General features: G+C 67.5%; 16 protein-coding genes. 7 read left to right on the forward strand and 9 right to left on the reverse strand.

Features of this window, described 5'->3' with window-relative positions:
- Positions 1–7 precede the first annotated feature (7 nt).
- Both LGM56_RS30950 and LGM56_RS30955 read right to left on the reverse strand, forming a co-directional pair.
- A complete protein-coding gene (locus tag LGM56_RS30950; RefSeq protein ID WP_226207662.1) occupies positions 8–538 on the reverse strand; it encodes a M949_RS01915 family surface polysaccharide biosynthesis protein in 531 nt (176 codons plus the stop codon).
- Positions 539–619: 81 nt separating this feature from the next.
- The gene (locus tag LGM56_RS30955; protein ID WP_226207663.1) at positions 620–2,017 is read right to left on the reverse strand and encodes a sigma-54 interaction domain-containing protein; all 1,398 of its coding nucleotides are present in this window, start codon (positions 2,015–2,017) and stop codon (positions 620–622) included.
- A gap of 72 nt (positions 2,018–2,089) precedes the next feature.
- On the opposite strand from LGM56_RS30955, the gene LGM56_RS30960 reads away from it, so the two are divergent.
- Genes LGM56_RS30960 through LGM56_RS30975 form a run of 4 tightly spaced genes read left to right on the forward strand, consistent with a single transcriptional unit; the run spans position 2,090 to position 5,676 of the window.
- Positions 2,090–2,269 carry a hypothetical protein gene (locus tag LGM56_RS30960; protein WP_226207664.1) on the forward strand — a complete coding sequence of 60 codons (180 nt, stop codon included), beginning with the start codon at positions 2,090–2,092 and terminating at the stop codon, positions 2,267–2,269.
- On the forward strand, positions 2,266–3,150 hold the full coding sequence (locus tag LGM56_RS30965; RefSeq protein WP_226207665.1) for an MBL fold metallo-hydrolase: 885 nt from the start codon (positions 2,266–2,268) through the stop codon (positions 3,148–3,150). Before LGM56_RS30960 ends, LGM56_RS30965 begins: the two co-directional genes overlap by 4 nt.
- Positions 3,151–3,183: 33 nt before the next feature.
- Complete coding sequence (locus LGM56_RS30970; RefSeq protein WP_226207666.1) at positions 3,184–4,851, forward strand: bifunctional protein tyrosine phosphatase family protein/NAD(P)/FAD-dependent oxidoreductase; 1,668 nt, start codon at positions 3,184–3,186, stop codon at positions 4,849–4,851.
- An 18-nt stretch (positions 4,852–4,869) separates the two neighbouring features.
- Positions 4,870–5,676 carry a sulfite exporter TauE/SafE family protein gene (locus LGM56_RS30975; protein ID WP_226207667.1) on the forward strand — a complete coding sequence of 269 codons (807 nt, stop codon included), beginning with the start codon at positions 4,870–4,872 and terminating at the stop codon, positions 5,674–5,676.
- Between the two features lie 177 nt (positions 5,677–5,853).
- On the opposite strand, the gene LGM56_RS30980 is transcribed toward LGM56_RS30975, so the two are convergent.
- The 4 genes from LGM56_RS30980 to LGM56_RS30995 all read right to left on the reverse strand — a co-directional run bounded on the left by LGM56_RS30980 (position 5,854) and on the right by LGM56_RS30995 (position 9,935).
- Entirely contained in the window at positions 5,854–6,675 is an 822-nt protein-coding gene (locus LGM56_RS30980) for an ABC transporter permease subunit (protein WP_089431135.1), read from the reverse strand.
- Entirely contained in the window at positions 6,672–7,598 is a 927-nt protein-coding gene (locus LGM56_RS30985) for an ABC transporter permease subunit (RefSeq protein ID WP_089425520.1), read from the reverse strand. The genes LGM56_RS30980 and LGM56_RS30985 overlap by 4 nt, the downstream gene beginning before the upstream one ends.
- Entirely contained in the window at positions 7,595–8,755 is a 1,161-nt protein-coding gene (locus tag LGM56_RS30990; protein ID WP_089456287.1) for an ABC transporter ATP-binding protein, read from the reverse strand. The genes LGM56_RS30985 and LGM56_RS30990 overlap by 4 nt, the downstream gene beginning before the upstream one ends.
- Before the next feature lie 85 nt (positions 8,756–8,840).
- Entirely contained in the window at positions 8,841–9,935 is a 1,095-nt protein-coding gene (locus LGM56_RS30995; protein WP_226207668.1) for a polyamine ABC transporter substrate-binding protein, read from the reverse strand.
- 420 nt (positions 9,936–10,355) lie between these two features.
- Between LGM56_RS30995 and LGM56_RS31000 the strand changes: the two genes are divergently transcribed.
- Positions 10,356–10,559, forward strand: coding sequence for a DUF1289 domain-containing protein (locus LGM56_RS31000; protein WP_010095552.1), 204 nt, complete (start codon positions 10,356–10,358; stop codon positions 10,557–10,559).
- An 81-nt stretch (positions 10,560–10,640) separates the two neighbouring features.
- Here the strand turns inward: LGM56_RS31000 and LGM56_RS31005 are convergent, their stop codons facing one another.
- The 3 genes from LGM56_RS31005 to LGM56_RS31015 all read right to left on the reverse strand — a co-directional run bounded on the left by LGM56_RS31005 (position 10,641) and on the right by LGM56_RS31015 (position 14,097).
- Positions 10,641–11,282 (reverse strand): OmpW/AlkL family protein, encoded by a 642-nt coding sequence (locus tag LGM56_RS31005; protein ID WP_085039142.1) that lies wholly within the window; start codon positions 11,280–11,282, stop codon positions 10,641–10,643.
- Between the two features lie 65 nt (positions 11,283–11,347).
- Positions 11,348–12,538: an NAD(P)H-dependent flavin oxidoreductase gene (locus LGM56_RS31010; protein ID WP_226207669.1), complete on the reverse strand. Its 1,191-nt coding sequence runs from the start codon at positions 12,536–12,538 to the stop codon at positions 11,348–11,350.
- 122 nt (positions 12,539–12,660) lie between these two features.
- The gene (locus LGM56_RS31015) at positions 12,661–14,097 is read right to left on the reverse strand and encodes an aldehyde dehydrogenase family protein (protein WP_226207670.1); all 1,437 of its coding nucleotides are present in this window, start codon (positions 14,095–14,097) and stop codon (positions 12,661–12,663) included.
- A gap of 134 nt (positions 14,098–14,231) precedes the next feature.
- Between LGM56_RS31015 and LGM56_RS31020 the strand changes: the two genes are divergently transcribed.
- Together LGM56_RS31020 and LGM56_RS31025 are read left to right on the forward strand one after the other, a co-directional pair.
- A complete protein-coding gene (locus LGM56_RS31020) occupies positions 14,232–14,993 on the forward strand; it encodes a hypothetical protein (RefSeq protein WP_226207671.1) in 762 nt (253 codons plus the stop codon).
- 314 nt (positions 14,994–15,307) lie between these two features.
- Positions 15,308–15,673 carry a hypothetical protein gene (locus tag LGM56_RS31025; protein WP_069248063.1) on the forward strand — a complete coding sequence of 122 codons (366 nt, stop codon included), beginning with the start codon at positions 15,308–15,310 and terminating at the stop codon, positions 15,671–15,673.
- Positions 15,674–15,684: the final 11 nt, after the last annotated feature.

The raw sequence follows: 15,684 nt of genomic DNA on the forward strand, positions 1-15,684 counted from the left end.
CGCGTCCCTACCGATAGTCGCGCACGCTGATCCCGTGCCAGTGCTTCGTCATGTAGCGCAGAAACTCCGGTTGGGCTTTCAGGTCCGCATTCGGCACGGGCGCCGCGCCGCCGTCCATGAACTTGCCGTTGACCGTGACCGTCTCCTCGCCGCGCAGGACGTACTTCGTGCCCTGGTCGATCAGGAAGTATTTGACCTGGTCGGCGCTCACGTCGCCGCGACAGCCGATCTTGTACGCGAACAGGAACCGCTTGCGGCCGTTGCCGAGCAGGTCGCGCATTTCGATCGACGCAGGTACGACGTGGAGAATCACGTCGACCGGGCAGGCCTTCACGTAATCGCGCACGGTCCAGTCGGGCCGGCCGTCGAGCGTCGCGGCGACCTTGAGTTCGACGTCGTCGCCGGACTCGGTTCTCGCGAGCGTCACCGCATGCACGCCGGCCGCGTCGGTCCACGTGTACTCGGCGGCGGCCTGCGCCAGGTTGCACAGTGCAGTGGCGGCAAGAAACAGGCAAGGCGAAAGGAAGCGGCTCTTCATCGGCGAAGTGGGGGCTGGATTGAACGCGTCATTATCGACAAAGCCGCGTGCCGCTGCCAGCCACCCGTCGCATGCGCACGCTCAGCGCTCGCGCGCCCCGAGCCCGAGCGCCTTCATCCGCCGGTACAACGTCCGCTCGCTCATTCCGACCTGCTCGGCGAGCGCCTTGCGCGTGCCGTCGAACGTGCGCGCGATCCGCACGAGTTCCGCATCCGACACGCCGCGCGCATCGACAGCCCGGTCCTGCGGCGCGGCCGATGCGGCGACCAGCTCGGCCGGCAGATGCTCGATGCGGATCGTCCCGTCGTCCGCGAACAGGCACGCGCGTTCGAGCACGTTGCGCAGCTCGCGGATGTTGCCCGGCCACGCATACGCATCGAGACACGCGAGCGCGCGCTCGGTCAGCACGAATGGCCGGGCCGCGAATGGCCGCGCGCCCGCGTCGCCCGCGCTGGCGCGCGTGTTCGCGATCCGCCGCAGGATCGATTCGGCCAGCAGCGCGACGTCCCCGCGCCGCTCGCGCAGCGCCGGCAACGGAATCGGAAACGCGTTGATCCGGTAGTAGAGGTCCTGCCGGAACCGGCCGTCGTCGATCATCTCGCGCAGCGGCTTGTGCGTGGCCGCGACCAGCCGGAAATCCGCGCGCAGCGCCTCGACGCCGCCCACGCGGCGGAACGTGCCCGATTCGATCAGTCGCAGCAGCTTCACCTGCATCGGCAGCGGCACGTCGCCGATCTCGTCGAGAAACAGCGTGCCGCCCTGCGCGGTCTCGACGAGGCCCGGCTTGCGCTGGTTCGCGCCGGTGAACGCGCCCTTCTCGTAACCGAACAGTTCGCTCTCGAACAGCGTCTCGGCGATCCCCGAACAATCGACGACGACGAACGGCCCCATCGCGCGGTCGCTCGCCTCGTGCAGCGCGCGGGCGAACAGCTCCTTGCCGGTGCCCGATTCGCCGAGCAGCAGCACCGGCAGCATCGAGGGCGCGACGCGCTGCAGTGCGCCGAGCGCCGCATTGAACGCGTCGGCGCCGCCGACGAGCCCTTCCGCACTCGGCTGCGCGGACGCGCTGCGCACCGTCGTCAGCCGCTCGACGTACGCGATCACATTGCCGTCGGCATCGAAGATCGGTCGCAATTCGACGTCGACATGCTCGGGGCCGCGCGGCGTGTGGTGGATGTGCAGCACGCGGTTCAGCCCGCGCGATTCGAGCGCCTGCTTCATCGGGCAATGCTCGCCGGCCTGGTCGCACGGCACGTCGTAATGATGCGAGACCTGGAAGCAGTGCCGGCCCACGTGCTCGACGCCCGCGACGCCGAACTGGCGCCGGTACGCATCGTTCGCCGCGAGGATGCGGTAGTCGGGATCGACGACGATCATCGGCTGCGGATCCTGCTCGAGATATGCGACGAGCGCGCGCACGTCGGGCATGGCGTCACGGCGCGGCGCGGGGACGATCGGGATGGTGTCGTGCGGATTCATGCGGACGCTCGGTGAAGGAGTGCCTGACGAACTGCCAGGCAGACTGCCAATTCTGCCACGACACTGCCAAACATGGCAGTCGGCAGCCGCAGCCGGGTGCCGCCAACACCCGCGCATCGCGGCAACCGCACCGAAAACCCGAGCCGAATCAAGTCCCTGGCGGATCGGCCAGTGCGTCGGCGCACGCTGGCACGCTTCTTGAATTACCCCTCCCGATTGCAGATGCAGAACCCGATCGAGGACACCCCGTGAGCGATGCCACCACGCTGTCGGTCGAAGGCTTTTTCGACCCGGCGACCCATACCGTCAGCTATCTGCTGCTCGATACCACGAGCCGCGCGTGCGCGTTGATCGACAGCGTGCTCGACTACGACCCGAAATCCGGCCGCACGCACACCGCGAGCGCCGACCGGCTGATCGCCCGCGTCGCCGAGCTCGGCGCGGACGTGCACTGGCTGCTGGAAACCCACGTGCACGCCGACCACCTGTCGGCCGCGCCGTACCTGAAGGAACACGTCGGCGGCCGGATCGCGATCGGCTCGCACGTGCGCCGCGTGCAGCACGTGTTCGGCACGCTGTTCAACGCGGGCCCCGGCTTCGCACAGGACGGCCGCCAGTTCGACCGGCTGCTCGACGACGGCGACACGCTCGCGCTCGGCGCGCTGACGATCCGCGCGTTGCATACGCCGGGCCACACGCCCGCATGCATGACCTACTGCATCGATGACGCGACACAGCGCGCGGCATTCGTCGGCGACACGCTGTTCATGCCCGACTACGGCACGGCCCGCTGCGATTTCCCCGGCGGCGACGCACGCACGCTGTACCGCTCGATCGCGCGCGTGCTCGGCCTGCCGCCCGACACGCGCCTGTACCTGTGCCACGACTACCAGCCGGGCGGCCGCGACGTGCAGTTCGAGACGACCGTGGCCGAGCAGCGCCGCGCGAACGTGCACGTGAAGGACGGTGTGACCGAGGACGATTTCGTCGCGATGCGCACCGCGCGCGACGCCACGCTCGCGATGCCCGTGCTGATGCTGCCGTCCGTGCAGGTCAACATGCGCGCCGGCCACCTGCCCGAGCCCGAAGACAACGGCGTGCGCTACCTCAAGATCCCGCTCGACGCGATCTGAGCGACACGCCCCGCCCCATCCGGAGACCTCGACATGACCATCCGCAAGCTGACCGACACGCTGTCGGTCTCGCCGCAGATCGCGGCGGCCGACCTGCCCGCGCTTCACGCGGCCGGCATCCGCGCGATCATCTGCAACCGCCCCGACGGCGAAGGCCCCGACCAGCCGACCGTCACCGAGATCCGCGCGGCCGCCGCGCCGCTCGGCATCGACGTGCATTACCTGCCGGTCGATACCGGCAAGGTGACCGACGATCAGGCCGCGCAGTTCGGCGCGCTCGTCGCGTCACTTGAAGGGCCGGTGCTCGCGTACTGCCGCAGCGGCACCCGCTCGGCCACGCTGTGGGCGCTGTCGCAAGCCGGCATGCGCCCGCTGAACGACATCGTCGCAACGGCCGCTGCGGCCGGCTACGACCTGCGCGCGCTCGCGTCGCGCGTCGCGCAAGGCGGCAGGCAGGCGGCACCGGCCGTCGACGCGCGGCACGACATCGTGATCGTCGGCGCGGGCGCAGCAGGCATCGCGGTTGCATCGAGCCTGCTCGCGCGTGACGCATCGCTCGACATCGCCGTAATCGATCCGGCCGACGTCCACTACTACCAACCGGGCTGGACGATGGTCGGCGCGGGCGTATTCCGGCCCGAGACCACCGCGCGACGGATGACCGACGTGCTGCCGCGCGGCGTGCACCGGATCCAGGCCGCCGTCGCGGGCTTCGAGCCCGACGCGCACACGGTCGTGCTCGACGGCTGCCGCCGCATCGGCTATCGCAAGCTCGTCGTGTGCCCGGGGCTCAAGCTCGACTGGCACGGGATCGAAGGCCTCGCCGATACGCTCGGCCGCAACGGCGTCACGTCGAACTACCGCTACGATCTCGCGCCGTACACGTGGGAACTCGTTCGCGCATTCCGCGGCGGCAACGCGCTCTTCACGCAGCCGCCGATGCCGATCAAGTGCGCGGGCGCGCCGCAGAAGGCGATGTACCTGTCGTGCGACCACTGGCGGCGCGCGGGCCGCCTCGAGGCCGCGAACGTCGAGTTCCTGAATGCGGGCGCCGCGTTGTTCGGCGTCGCCGACTACGTGCCCGCGCTGATGGAATACGTGAAAAGCTACGACATCGCGCTGTCGTTCGGCCACAACCTCGTGTCGATCGACGGGCCCGCGCGACGCGCGACGTTCGCGCGCGCGCTGCCGGACGGCGGCAAGGAAACCGTCGTGCGTGCGTTCGACATGATCCACGTCGTGCCGCCGCAGAAGGCGCCCGACTTCGTGCGGTCGAGCCCGCTCGCCGACGCGGCCGGCTGGATCGACGTCGATCCGGCGACACTGCGGCACAAGCAGTATCCGGACGTCTACGCGCTCGGCGACGCCACCAACACGACCAACGCGAAAACGGCCGCGGCCGCCCGCAAGCAGGCGCCGGTGGTCGCGCACAACCTGCTCGCATCGCTCGGCCGCGCGCACGGCGACGCCGCGTACGACGGCTACGGCTCGTGCCCGCTTACCGTCGAGCGCGGCAAGATCGTCCTCGCCGAGTTCCTGTACGGCGGCAAGGTCGCGCCGACCTTCCCCGCGTGGCTGATCGACGGCAAGCGCCCGTCGCGGCTCGCGTGGCTGCTCAAGGAACGCGTGCTGCCGCCGCTTTACTGGAAGGCGATGCTCAAGGGCCGCGAATGGCTCGCGAAGCCCACGATCGCACGTTGACCGGAGCCCGCTGACGTCATGCTGATTTCCCTCGTACTAGGCGGTTTCGTCGGTGCCGTGCTCGGCCTGACCGGCGCCGGCGGCGGCATCCTCGCGGTGCCGGCGCTCGTCGTCGGCATGAGCTGGCCGATGCAGCAGGCCACGCCCGTCGCGCTCGTCGCGGTGGCGGGCAGCGCCGCGCTCGGCGCGCTCGAAGGTTTCCGCCGCGGGCTCGTGCGCTATCGCGCGGCGCTGCTGATGGCCGTGGCCGGCGTGCCGCTGACCACGCTCGGCGTGCGGCTCGCGCACGTGCTGCCGCAACGCCTGCTGCTCGCACTGTTCGCGCTGACGATGCTGGTCGTCGCCGGCCGCCTGTTGTTGCAGGCGTTGCGGCAGGCGCCGGTCGACGCGGAAGCGTCGCCGCTGTGCGTCGGCCGCATCAACCCCGATACCGGCCGGCTCGTGTGGTCCTGGCCGGTTGGCGTCGCGCTGGCGTCGACCGGCGCGATGACGGGCCTGATGACGGGGTTGCTCGGCGTCGGCGGCGGCTTCGTGATCGTGCCGATGCTGCGCAAGTTCACGAACGTGTCGATGCACGGCGTCGTCGCGACGTCACTGATGGTGATCGCGCTCGTCGGCACCGGCGGCGTGTTCGCGACGCTCGTGTCGGGCACGCGCGCACCGCTCGACGTGACGCTGTGGTTCACCGTCGCGACCGCGCTCGGCATGGCCGCCGGCCGCGGCGCGGCGCGCCACCTCGCCGCGCGGCACGTGCAGGCCGGGTTCGCGGCCGTGCTCGTGTGCGTCGCGCTCGGGCTGCTGGCGAAGGCAGCGTTCGGCGCGTAAGGCGGCGCGCGACCGGGCGCGGGAATCGAACCCGCGTCCCGTCTACGATGCCGTTCATCTGTCGCAATCGCGTATAGACCGGCACCGATCCACACGCAGCGCCACCCAAACAAAACGCCCGGCCCGACTCGTCGTCGGCACCGGGCGTTTTTTACGGCAGCAATCACAACCCGAACGTCAGGCCGCGAACCCCGCCATCCGCTTGCGCTCCTGGCGCAGCATCACGAAGTTCGCGATCACGACCCCGGCCGTCACCGCGACGATGAACAGCGTCGCGAGCGCGTTCATCTCCGGGTTCAACCCCAGCCGCACACGCGAGAACACCACGAGCGGCAGCGTCGTCGAGCCGGGGCCCGACAGGAACGCCGACAGCACGAGGTCGTCGATCGACAGCGTGAACGACAGCAGCCAGCCCGCGATCAGCGCCTGCGAGATCAGCGGCAGCGTGATCGTGAAGAACACCTTCAGCGGTGTCGCGCCGAGATCGAGCGCGGCCTCTTCCAGCGACGGATTCAGCTCGCGCACGCGCGACTGCACGATGATCGCGACGTACGAGATGCACAGCATCACGTGGCCGAGCCAGATCGTGAACACGCCGCGCTCGGCCGGCCAGCCGATCCACTTCGCCAGCTCGATGAACAGCAGCAGCAGCGAGATCCCCTGGATCACCTCGGGAATCACGAGCGGCGCGTTGATCATCCCGCTGAACAGCGCGAAGCCGCGGAAGCGCCCCATCCGCGCGAGCACGAAGCCGGCCCACGTGCCGATGAACACCGACGCGAACGCGGTCAGCACGCCGATCTTCAGCGACAGCCACGCGGCCGTCAGCAGCTCGTCGTCCTCGACGAGCGCCGCGTACCAGCGGAACGAGAAGCCCGACCACACGGTGACGAGCTTCGACTCGTTGAACGAATAGACGATCAGGCTGATGATCGGGATGTACAGGAACGCGAAGCCGGCAAACAGCGCCGCGAACTGCAGGTAACGATTCGGCTTCATCGGCGGCCTCCCTGCTCCTTCGCCTGGAAGTGCTGGAACATCGCCATCGGTACGAGCAGCAGCAGCACCATCGCGCAGGTCACCGCCGACGCCATCGGCCAGTCTGCGTTGTTGAAGAACTCGTTCCACATCACGCGGCCGATCATCAGCGTGTTCGCGCCGCCCAACAGTTCGGGAATCACGTACTCGCCGACCGCCGGGATGAACACGAGCAGGCAGCCCGCGATGATCCCGTTCTTCGACAGCGGCAGCGTGATCTGCACGAACGCCTTCCACGGCTTGGCGCCCAGGTCGTACGCGGCTTCCAGCAGGCGCAGGTCCATCTTCACGAGGTGCGCGTAGAGCGGCATCACGAGGAACGGCAGGTACGAGTACACCATCCCGATGTACACCGCGTAGTTGGTGCGATACAGCTCGATCGGCGTATGCGTGAGGCCGATCCACATCAGGAAGTTGTTCAGCAGCCCGTTGTTCTTCAGGATGCCGATCCACGCATACACGCGGATCAGGAACGACGTCCAGAACGGCAGCATCACACCCATCATCAGCAGGTTGCGGGTCGCCGGGTTCGAGCGCGCGATGTAGTACGCCATCGGATAGCCGATCAGCAGACACAGCAGCGTCGTGATCGCGGCCACCCACACCGAATTCACGTAGGTCGCGAAATACAGGCTGTCCGTGAACAGGAACGCGTAGTGCGACAGGTTCAGCGCGACATGCACGACGCCGTCCGCGTACGACGCGAGCTCCGTGTACGGCGGGATGCCGAGCTGCAGCTCCGCGAAGCTGATCTTGACGACCAGCACGAACGGCACGAGGAAGAACAGCACGAGCCACGTGAACGGCCCGGCGACGACCGCCGTGGCGCCCGTCAGGTTGAAGCGCCGCACCGGCCACTCGAGCAGGGACTTGAACGCGGTCATGACGTCAGCACCACGCCGGCCGTCGCGCTCCAGCGCACGTAGATCTCGTCGCCGAGCGCCGGCGTCTCGAGCTCCGAAATCGCGAGGCTCGACACGTTCGCGATCACCGTCTTGCCGCCGTCGAGCTTCACGTGATACAGCGAGTAGCCGCCCATGTAGGCGACGTTGCTGATCCGGCCGCGCGCCCAGTTGAACGCGCCTTCGGGCGGCTTGCGCGTGAGCGCGATCCGTTCGGGGCGCACCGACACGGTGACCGGCATCCCGAGCGGGCCCGAGATCCCGTGGCTCACGTACAGCCGGCTCGGCAGCTCCGGCGACTCGATGTACACGTGGTCGGGCTCGTCCTCGACGGTCACGCCGTCGAACAGGTTCGTCGAGCCGATGAATTCGGCCGAGAAGCGGCTGTTCGGATATTCGTACACCTCGTTCGGCGAGCCGATCTGCACGATCTGCCCTTCGCTCATCACCGCGAGGCGATTGGCCATCGTCATCGCTTCTTCCTGGTCGTGCGTGACCATGATGCAGGTGACGCCGACCTTGTTCAGGATGTTGACGAGCTCGATCTGCGTGCGCTGGCGGATCTGCTTGTCGAGCGCGGACATCGGCTCGTCGAGCAGCAGCAGCTTCGGCCGCTTGACCAGCGAGCGCGCGAGCGCGACGCGCTGCTGCTGGCCGCCGGACAGCTGATGCGGCTTGCGCTTCGCGTACTTGCTCATCTGCACGAGTTCGAGCGCCGAAGCGACGCGCTCTTTCAGCTCGGCCTTCGGCGTGCCTTCCTGCTTGAGACCGAACGCGACGTTCGACTCGACCGACATGTGCGGGAACAGCGCATACGACTGGAACATCATGTTCACGGGCCGCTTGTACGGCGGCATCTGCGCGAGGTCCTCGCCGTCGATCAGGATCTTGCCCGACGTGACCGTCTCGAGGCCCGCGAGCATCCGCAGCAACGTCGACTTGCCGCAGCCCGAGCTGCCGAGCAGCGCGAACAGCTCGCCCTGGCGCACGGTCAGGTTGACGCTGCGCACGGCTTCGGTGTCGCCGAATTTCTTGACGACGTCGACGATCTGGACAAAGGACTCGGCGCGCGCATCGGCGCCGGAGGAGGAAACGGAGGACGGCGCGCCCGCGACCGGCGCACCCGACTGGCTATTCATGATGTGCTGCTTCTCTCCTGCGTTGAACGAACAAAGCCCCCGGGGGTACCAGGGGCTTCATGACTGCCGGGAACATCGGCTCGCGTCAGCGGCCCGACTTCAGCTCGGTCCACAGACGCGTCTGCAGACGCTGGATTTCAGGCGGCAGCGGCTTGAGCAGGAACAGCGTCTTCACGACGTCGGCCGGCGGATAGACTGCCGGGTCGTTCGCGACGTCGGGCCGCACGTACTTGCGGGCCTCTGCGTTGGCGCTCGGGTAGTACACCGCGTTCGTGATCGCCGCGTGCACCTTCGGATCCTCGATGTAGTTGATCCACTGCAGCGCGGCATCCTTGTTCTTCGCGTCCTTCGGGATCGCCATCACGTCGAACCACACCGGCGCGCCGCCCTTCGGAATGTAGTACTCGACCTTGTACGACTTCTTCGCCTCGATCGCGCGATGCTTCGCGATCACGACGTCGCCCGACCAGCCGAACGCGAAGCAGATGTCGCCGCCGACCAGGTCGTTGATGTAGCCCGACGAGTTGAATTGCGTGATGTACGGGCGGATCTTCTTCAGCACTTCCATCGCGGCCTTGTAGTCGGCCGGGTTCGTGCTCATCGGATCCTTGCCGATGTAGTGCAGCGTCGCCGCGAACATCTGGTCGGGGGCGTCGAGCACCGACACGCCGCAGGTCTTCAGCTTCGAGATGTTTTCCGGCTTGTACAGGATGTCCCAGTTGTCGAGCGGCACCTTGCCGAGCGCCTGCTGCGCCTTCGTCAGGTTGTACGCGAGACCGGTCGTGCCGTACGCCCAGGGCACCGAGTACTTGTTGCCCGGGTCCGCGCCGGCGACGAGCGCCATCAGTTGCGGATCGAGGTACTTGAGGTTCGGCAGCTTCGACTTGTCGAGCGGCGCGAAGATGCCGGCGGCGATCTGCTTGCCCGCGTAGTTGCTGGTCGGCACGACGATGTCGTAGCCCGAGCTGCCCGTCAGCAGCTTCGCCTGCAGCGTGTCGTCGCTGTCGTAGTTGTCGTAGCGGACCTTGACGCCCGTCTGCTTCTCGAAGTTCGGGATCGTGTCCTTCGCAATGTAGTCCGACCAGTTATAGACATTGAGCTGCGACTCCTTCGCCGCTGCCGCCGATGCACCCACGCACAGCGCGAGCGCTGCGAACCGGCCCACTACCTTTGCTTTCATCCCGTTCTCCCTCCGGCCGGACCGTGTGTCCGGCTGCCGTCTGCCTCGTCATGACGGCGCATTCTGGCGCGCCGCCCCTCGAAAACCCCGAAAACTACCATCATTCGCGCCCCGTCACAAAAAAATCATGCCGGTGTCGCGCAAACGGAACAGATTACCGCCGCCGGCCAGGCTGGCCGCCCGTGCGGCGGGGCGTTCCCGGGGAATTCTATCGGGTAATCGGCGGCTGTCCACCGGGAAAAACGGGCGGCGGCGCACCCGCGTCCGCCGGCCGGACGCGAACCGCCCGGCGGCCGTGCCCGAACCCCGCCGTACTGTCACGCCGCTGCACCGGTACGGCATGCCGGCGGCGCCCGTCCGACCGTTCGGCCGCGATGCATTAAAATGGCGGCTGACGATTCAACGGCGTGAACCCTTCCGATGGCCTCCAATCTCCACGACCTGCCCGACAGCCCCTGCATCGGCGTGTGCTCGACCCTCTTCGACGAAGTCTGCAAGGGCTGCGGCCGCACGGCTGCCGAAGTGTCGAACTGGGTGTTCCTGAGCGACGACGAAAAGCGCGCGGTGTGGGAGCGCATCTCGCGCGAAGGCACCGCGATGCGCTTCCAGTACGACAAGCTGTAAATCCGCCGCCGCCGCGCATAAAAAAAGCGGCATGCCGACCGACATGCCGCCAACCCCAACTCTGTTCTTTTCCCTTCGCGTCTAGAACTTCATCCCGACGCCCACGCCGACGATCAGCGGATCGATGTGCAGCGTGCCGATGCCCTTGTCGCCCAGCGTCGCATCGGTGCTCATCCAGATCTTCTTCACGTCGACGTTCATGAAGACCTTCTTCGTCAATTGCACGTCCACGCCGAACTGCAGCGCGGGGCCGAAGCTGCTCTTGTTGATCGACACGCCCTCGCCGCCCACGTTGAGCCCGTTGTTGTAGAAGTACGTGTAGTTCACGCCCGCGCCGACATACGGACGCACCTTGCCGGCATGGTTGAAGTGGTACTGCAGCAGCAGTGTCGGCGGCAGCACGCCCACGCCGCCGAGATTGCCGACGCTCGACGTCAACTGGTGCCGCGACGTACCCAGGATCAGCTCGACGCCGAGGTAGTCGCGGATCATGTACGTGAAGTCGAGCTCGGGCACGATCGCGTTGTTCACCCCGACGTTCAGCGCGCCCAGCGTATCGCTCGCGCGTTCGTTCGGTTGGATGCTGATCGCGCGCAGCCGGACCAGGACGTCGCCCTGGTTGATGCCGTCGCCCGGCGAGGCTGCGTGCGACAGCGAAGGCATTGCGGCGAAAGCGGCTGCAACAGCGGCAGCGGTGACACAAGTTCGAATCGTTTTATGCATGGTACGGACCCCCAAAGAATGGTTTCCATTCTCCCTGTAGGGTCTTTTCTTCATCTTGATATTCGTCAAGCCAGCGTAAACGTGGGGCGGTTTGCCGCAGGCTCCGTCGCAGCGCCCGTCAGCAACAGGTCGAGCAGATCGCGCACGCTGCGGATCGCACGGCCGAACGGCAACGCTTCGCGGCCGCGGAAGAACAGCCCGTTCGCGACGTCGCCGCGCAGCGCGGCCGCGAGCCGCGTGTCGATGCAGAAATGGCCGAACTTCTCGATGCCGTCGCGCAAGCCGCATACGCTCAGGCATTCGAGCGCGGTCGGGCAGCGCTGTTTCAGCGCGCCGAGCTTGGTGCGGATGCGCGTCTCGTTGCGCAGGTAACGATCGAGCCACGGCGTCTTCACCGCGCGCGCGGGCAACCCCGTCACGCTGACGAAGTCGACGATGTCCTCGGGCGTCGCGTCGGCCAGCACGCGCTTGAAGTGCGGATGCGCATCGCCCTCTTCCGTCACCGCGAACGGCGTCCCCACCTGCACGCCGTTCGCGCCGGCGTCGAACGCCGCACGCACCGCGTCGTGACTGTTGATCCCGCCCGCAACGATCAGCGGGATCGTTTCGCGCGCGAGGCCGAGCGTCGCCATCACCTGGGCGGTCTCGTCGAGCACGCGCGCGAAATCGAAGCGAGGGTCGTGCATGTCGTCGATCTGCGTGACGCCGAGATGGCCGCCGGCATGCGCCGGATGCTCGATCACGATCGCGTCGGGCAGGCGCCCCTTCTTCATCCACTTCTTCAGCACGAGCGCGATCCCGCGGCTGTCCGACAGGATCGGAATCAGCGCGATGTCGTGTCCCTGCGTGAGGTCGGGCAGGTCGAGCGGCAGGCCCGCGCCCATCACGATCGCGTCCGCCCCCTCGTCGCACGCCGCCCGCACGTAGTCGGCATGCGCGCTCACGGCCTTCATCACGTTGACCGCGATCATCCCGCGCCCTTCGCTGTAGGTCTTCGCGAGGCGGATCTCGCGTGCGAGCGCCTCGAGGTTCGCGGCCTCGAGCGTCGCGCGATCGGGTTGCGCGCGGCAACGCGCGAGCAGGTCCGCATGATGGTGGCGCAGGTCGATGCTCGCGATCGTGCCGACCGCGCCTTCTCGCGCGACGCTGCCCGCCAGCCGGTGCGCGGAGATGCCGACACCCATGCCGCCCTGCACGACGGGCAACAAGGTGCGGCCGCGAATCGTCAGCGGCGGAAAGGAAGTGCGTACGGTCATCTGAAACCTCGTCGGAACATCGGAACCGCGATGATCGACGATCCACCGACGCGCACCTTGACGGCCGTCAATAAAAAACGGCACGCGAGCGTGCCGTTTTCATGTCATGCCGCGAGAAACGCTCAGGCCGGCTTCGCGGGCTTGAGCTGCATCGACTTGTACTCGAGATATTCTTCGAGCCCGTACACGCCGTTCTCGCGGCCGTGCCCCGACTGCTTGTAGCCGCCGAACGGCGCGGCCATGTTCCAAGCGCCGCCGTTGATGTCGACCTGCCCGGTGCGGATGCGGCGCGCGATGCCCATCGCGCGTTCGTCGCTGCCGGCCCATACCGCGCCGCCGAGCCCGTACGGCGAATCGTTCGCGATCCGCACGGCCTCGTCTTCATCGCGATACGTGATGATCGACAGCACCGGCCCGAAGATTTCTTCCTGCGCGATCGTCGATTTCGGATCGACGCGGCCGAACACGGTCGGCTTCACGAAGAAGCCCTTCGTGAGCCCTTCCGGCAGGCCCATGCCGCCCGTCACGAGTTCGGCGCCTTCGTCGATCCCGCGCTGGATGTAGTCCTGCACGCGCTGCTGCTGCACGGCCGATGCCAGCGCGCCCAGGCGCGTCGCATCCTGCCGCGGATCGCCGGCGACGTAGGTTTCGGCCGCCGCCTTCGCGAGCTCACGTGCCTCGTCGTAGCGCGCTTCCGGCACCAGCATGCGCGTGTGCGCGGAGCAGGTCTGCCCCGCGTTCAGGTAGCACGCGTTGACCGTGCCCTTCACCGCCGTCGCGAAATCGGCATCGTCGAGGATCACCGACGCCGACTTGCCGCCCAGCTCGAGTGCAACGCGCTTGACGCCCGCGGCCGCCAGCTCGGCCACGCGCTTGCCGGCGCGCGTCGAGCCCGTGAACGACACCATGTCGACGTCCGGATCGGTGGCCAGCACTTCACCGACCACCGGGCCATAGCCGCACACGAGGTTGAACACGCCGGCCGGCAGCCCGGCTGCGTGAATCGCTTCGGCGAGCATGAACGCGTTCAGCGGCGCGACTTCGGACGGCTTCAGGACGACCGTGCAGCCGGCCGCGAGCGCCGGCGCAACTTTCAGCGTGATCTGGTTGAGCGGATAGTTCCACGGCGTGATCGCCGCGACGACGCCGACCGGCTCGCGCACGACGAGCGAGTTGCCGACCTGTGCCTCGAATTCGAACGACTCGGCGAGCTTCGCATACGCCTTCCAGTTGTAGATCGGGCCGCCGACCTGGATCGCGCGCGACAGCTTGATCGGCATCCCGACTTCGCCGGTGATCGACTGCGCGAGTTCCTCGCTGCGCGCCTGCAGATGCTCGACGATCTTGCGCAGGTAGCCCGCGCGTGTCGCGGGCGGCGTGGCCGCCCACGCGTCGAAGGCTGCGCGTGCCGCGCGGATCGCGTCCTGCGCGTCGGACGCGACGCCTTCCGGGATCCGGCCGATCACCGCCTCGGTGCCCGAGTCGATCACGTCGATCGTGCCGGTGCCGGCCGGTTTGCGCCATGCGCCGTCGATATAGAACTGGTCGTAGATTTTCATCGCTTTCCGCCTCCAGGAAAGCCGCCATTCTAGCGAGCGTTCCGGTCCGCCGGTGTGACGCGGCGTGACGATTGACAGCCATTCGAAAGGTCTTTAGCCTCGGCGCCTCATTCATCATAAGAAAGGAGAATGCCTTGAGCATCCTGACCAAAATCGAGGGCGGCTATCTTCAGGTATTGCGCGTGATCGTGCTGTTGTTCGCGACCGCAGTCCTGATCGGCGGGGTCATATTCGGCGTGGTCGCACTCGATGCGCGCCTGTCGAAACCGCCGAAGGTCGATTCGGCCATCCAGGTCGATCCTGCATCGTTCGCGTGGGAGAACGATGCGCCCGCCAAGGCCGCGCCGGCCGCCGCCGGCGCCGCAGCCAAGGACGACGATGCGTCGCCCGCGCTGCGCCTGTCGACGCAACTGTCCGGCATCGTGCAGAAGCACGGCCGGGCGGCCCTGTCGCCGGACTACGCGGTCGATCGCGACGCGTACGAGCCGTCGTTCCAGCGCGTGCTCGGCGACGACGACCATCCGGACGTCGCGTACTACGAGCAGCAGATCGCGTATCTCGACAAGGTGCTGTCGCGCACGGACGTCGCGGCCAGCGTCAAGAAGAAGGTCACCGGGCACGGCGACGAATATGCGCGCGAGCAGGCGTACACCGACGTCGTGTCGGCGGTCATGCGCGACTTCTCGCAGCGCTACGACGCACGCCGCACCGCGATCGACGACGAAAAGAAGGCCGCGGAAGAAACCGCTGCCGAGAACGGACAGACCGCGCGCTTCGCGGGCGTCGCCGCGCTCGTCGCGCTGTATTCGTTCGTGTCGCTCGCGGTGCTGATCATCCTGATCCGCGTCGAGCGCAGCATCCGCTCGATCGCGCGCGCCACGCACACGACGACCTGAGTTCGCTCATCGGCAGCCGGGCCCGCGCGCCGGGCTGCGGCGGGCCCGGCAACGGGCCCGCTTCATGGCGCCGGCGGCCGTTCCCCGGCCGCCTCATCCCGCGCCGCGCCTCACGCGCTTGCGCACTTTCCGTTCCCGCTGCCCGCTCACATCGCCGTCGGCGATCCTCGCCGGCGCGGCGTCCGTTTCACCACCGCCATGTCAGCATCCGCCCGGGTGCGCGGTCGGGCCCGCATCGTGCTATGTTTTTATTATCGGCACCGGCCCAATGCAACCGGCGCCGCCCGGAATCGACGTATTTCGTGAGCGCTGCCATGTCCGACGCACCCCATATCCTCGGCTCGCAAGACCGCCTGGAACTGCTTTGCTGGCTCACCTGCGGCAATCTCGGCGCGTTTTACCTCAACGAATCGTGGCCGGACGCCACGTTCCAGGTCCAGGCCGCTCACCGCTGGCTCGACCGCCATCATCGTCAGGCCGACTGGCTGGCCGTTGCCAAGCTCGCGGCGCTTGCGCAGGACATCGCGAAGCGGCATGCCGGGTTCGTCGATGCGTCATGGGCGCGCGACGCGGTCGAGGAAATCGTCGATACCGACGATCTCGACTATCGGGCGAAACTCGTGCAATGGGTCTACGAAGACTGCTGCAAGGCGCTCGCCGACAAGCGGCTGGCCGATTGAGTCCGTGCGTG

Source organism: Burkholderia sp. AU38729 (genome assembly GCF_020419725.1).
Lineage (GTDB): Bacteria > Pseudomonadota > Gammaproteobacteria > Burkholderiales > Burkholderiaceae > Burkholderia.

What these genes read in the sequence shown, in the direction of transcription:
- LGM56_RS31000 (WP_010095552.1), top strand. Translation starts at nt 10,356, where the DNA reads ATGGCCTCCAATCTCCACGACCTGCCCGACAGCCCCTGCATCGGCGTG.
- LGM56_RS30970 (WP_226207666.1), top strand. Translation starts at nt 3,184, where the DNA reads ATGACCATCCGCAAGCTGACCGACACGCTGTCGGTCTCGCCGCAGATC.
- LGM56_RS30985 (WP_089425520.1), bottom strand. Translation starts at nt 7,598, where the DNA reads ATGACCGCGTTCAAGTCCCTGCTCGAGTGGCCGGTGCGGCGCTTCAAC.
- LGM56_RS31005 (WP_085039142.1), bottom strand. Translation starts at nt 11,282, where the DNA reads ATGCATAAAACGATTCGAACTTGTGTCACCGCTGCCGCTGTTGCAGCC.
- LGM56_RS30995 (WP_226207668.1), bottom strand. Translation starts at nt 9,935, where the DNA reads ATGAAAGCAAAGGTAGTGGGCCGGTTCGCAGCGCTCGCGCTGTGCGTG.
- LGM56_RS31025 (WP_069248063.1), top strand. Translation starts at nt 15,308, where the DNA reads ATGTCCGACGCACCCCATATCCTCGGCTCGCAAGACCGCCTGGAACTG.
- LGM56_RS31015 (WP_226207670.1), bottom strand. Translation starts at nt 14,097, where the DNA reads ATGAAAATCTACGACCAGTTCTATATCGACGGCGCATGGCGCAAACCG.
- LGM56_RS30955 (WP_226207663.1), bottom strand. Translation starts at nt 2,017, where the DNA reads ATGAATCCGCACGACACCATCCCGATCGTCCCCGCGCCGCGCCGTGAC.
- LGM56_RS30960 (WP_226207664.1), top strand. Translation starts at nt 2,090, where the DNA reads ATGGCAGTCGGCAGCCGCAGCCGGGTGCCGCCAACACCCGCGCATCGC.
- LGM56_RS31010 (WP_226207669.1), bottom strand. Translation starts at nt 12,538, where the DNA reads ATGACCGTACGCACTTCCTTTCCGCCGCTGACGATTCGCGGCCGCACC.
- LGM56_RS30980 (WP_089431135.1), bottom strand. Translation starts at nt 6,675, where the DNA reads ATGAAGCCGAATCGTTACCTGCAGTTCGCGGCGCTGTTTGCCGGCTTC.
- LGM56_RS30975 (WP_226207667.1), top strand. Translation starts at nt 4,870, where the DNA reads ATGCTGATTTCCCTCGTACTAGGCGGTTTCGTCGGTGCCGTGCTCGGC.
- LGM56_RS30990 (WP_089456287.1), bottom strand. Translation starts at nt 8,755, where the DNA reads ATGAATAGCCAGTCGGGTGCGCCGGTCGCGGGCGCGCCGTCCTCCGTT.
- LGM56_RS30950 (WP_226207662.1), bottom strand. Translation starts at nt 538, where the DNA reads ATGAAGAGCCGCTTCCTTTCGCCTTGCCTGTTTCTTGCCGCCACTGCA.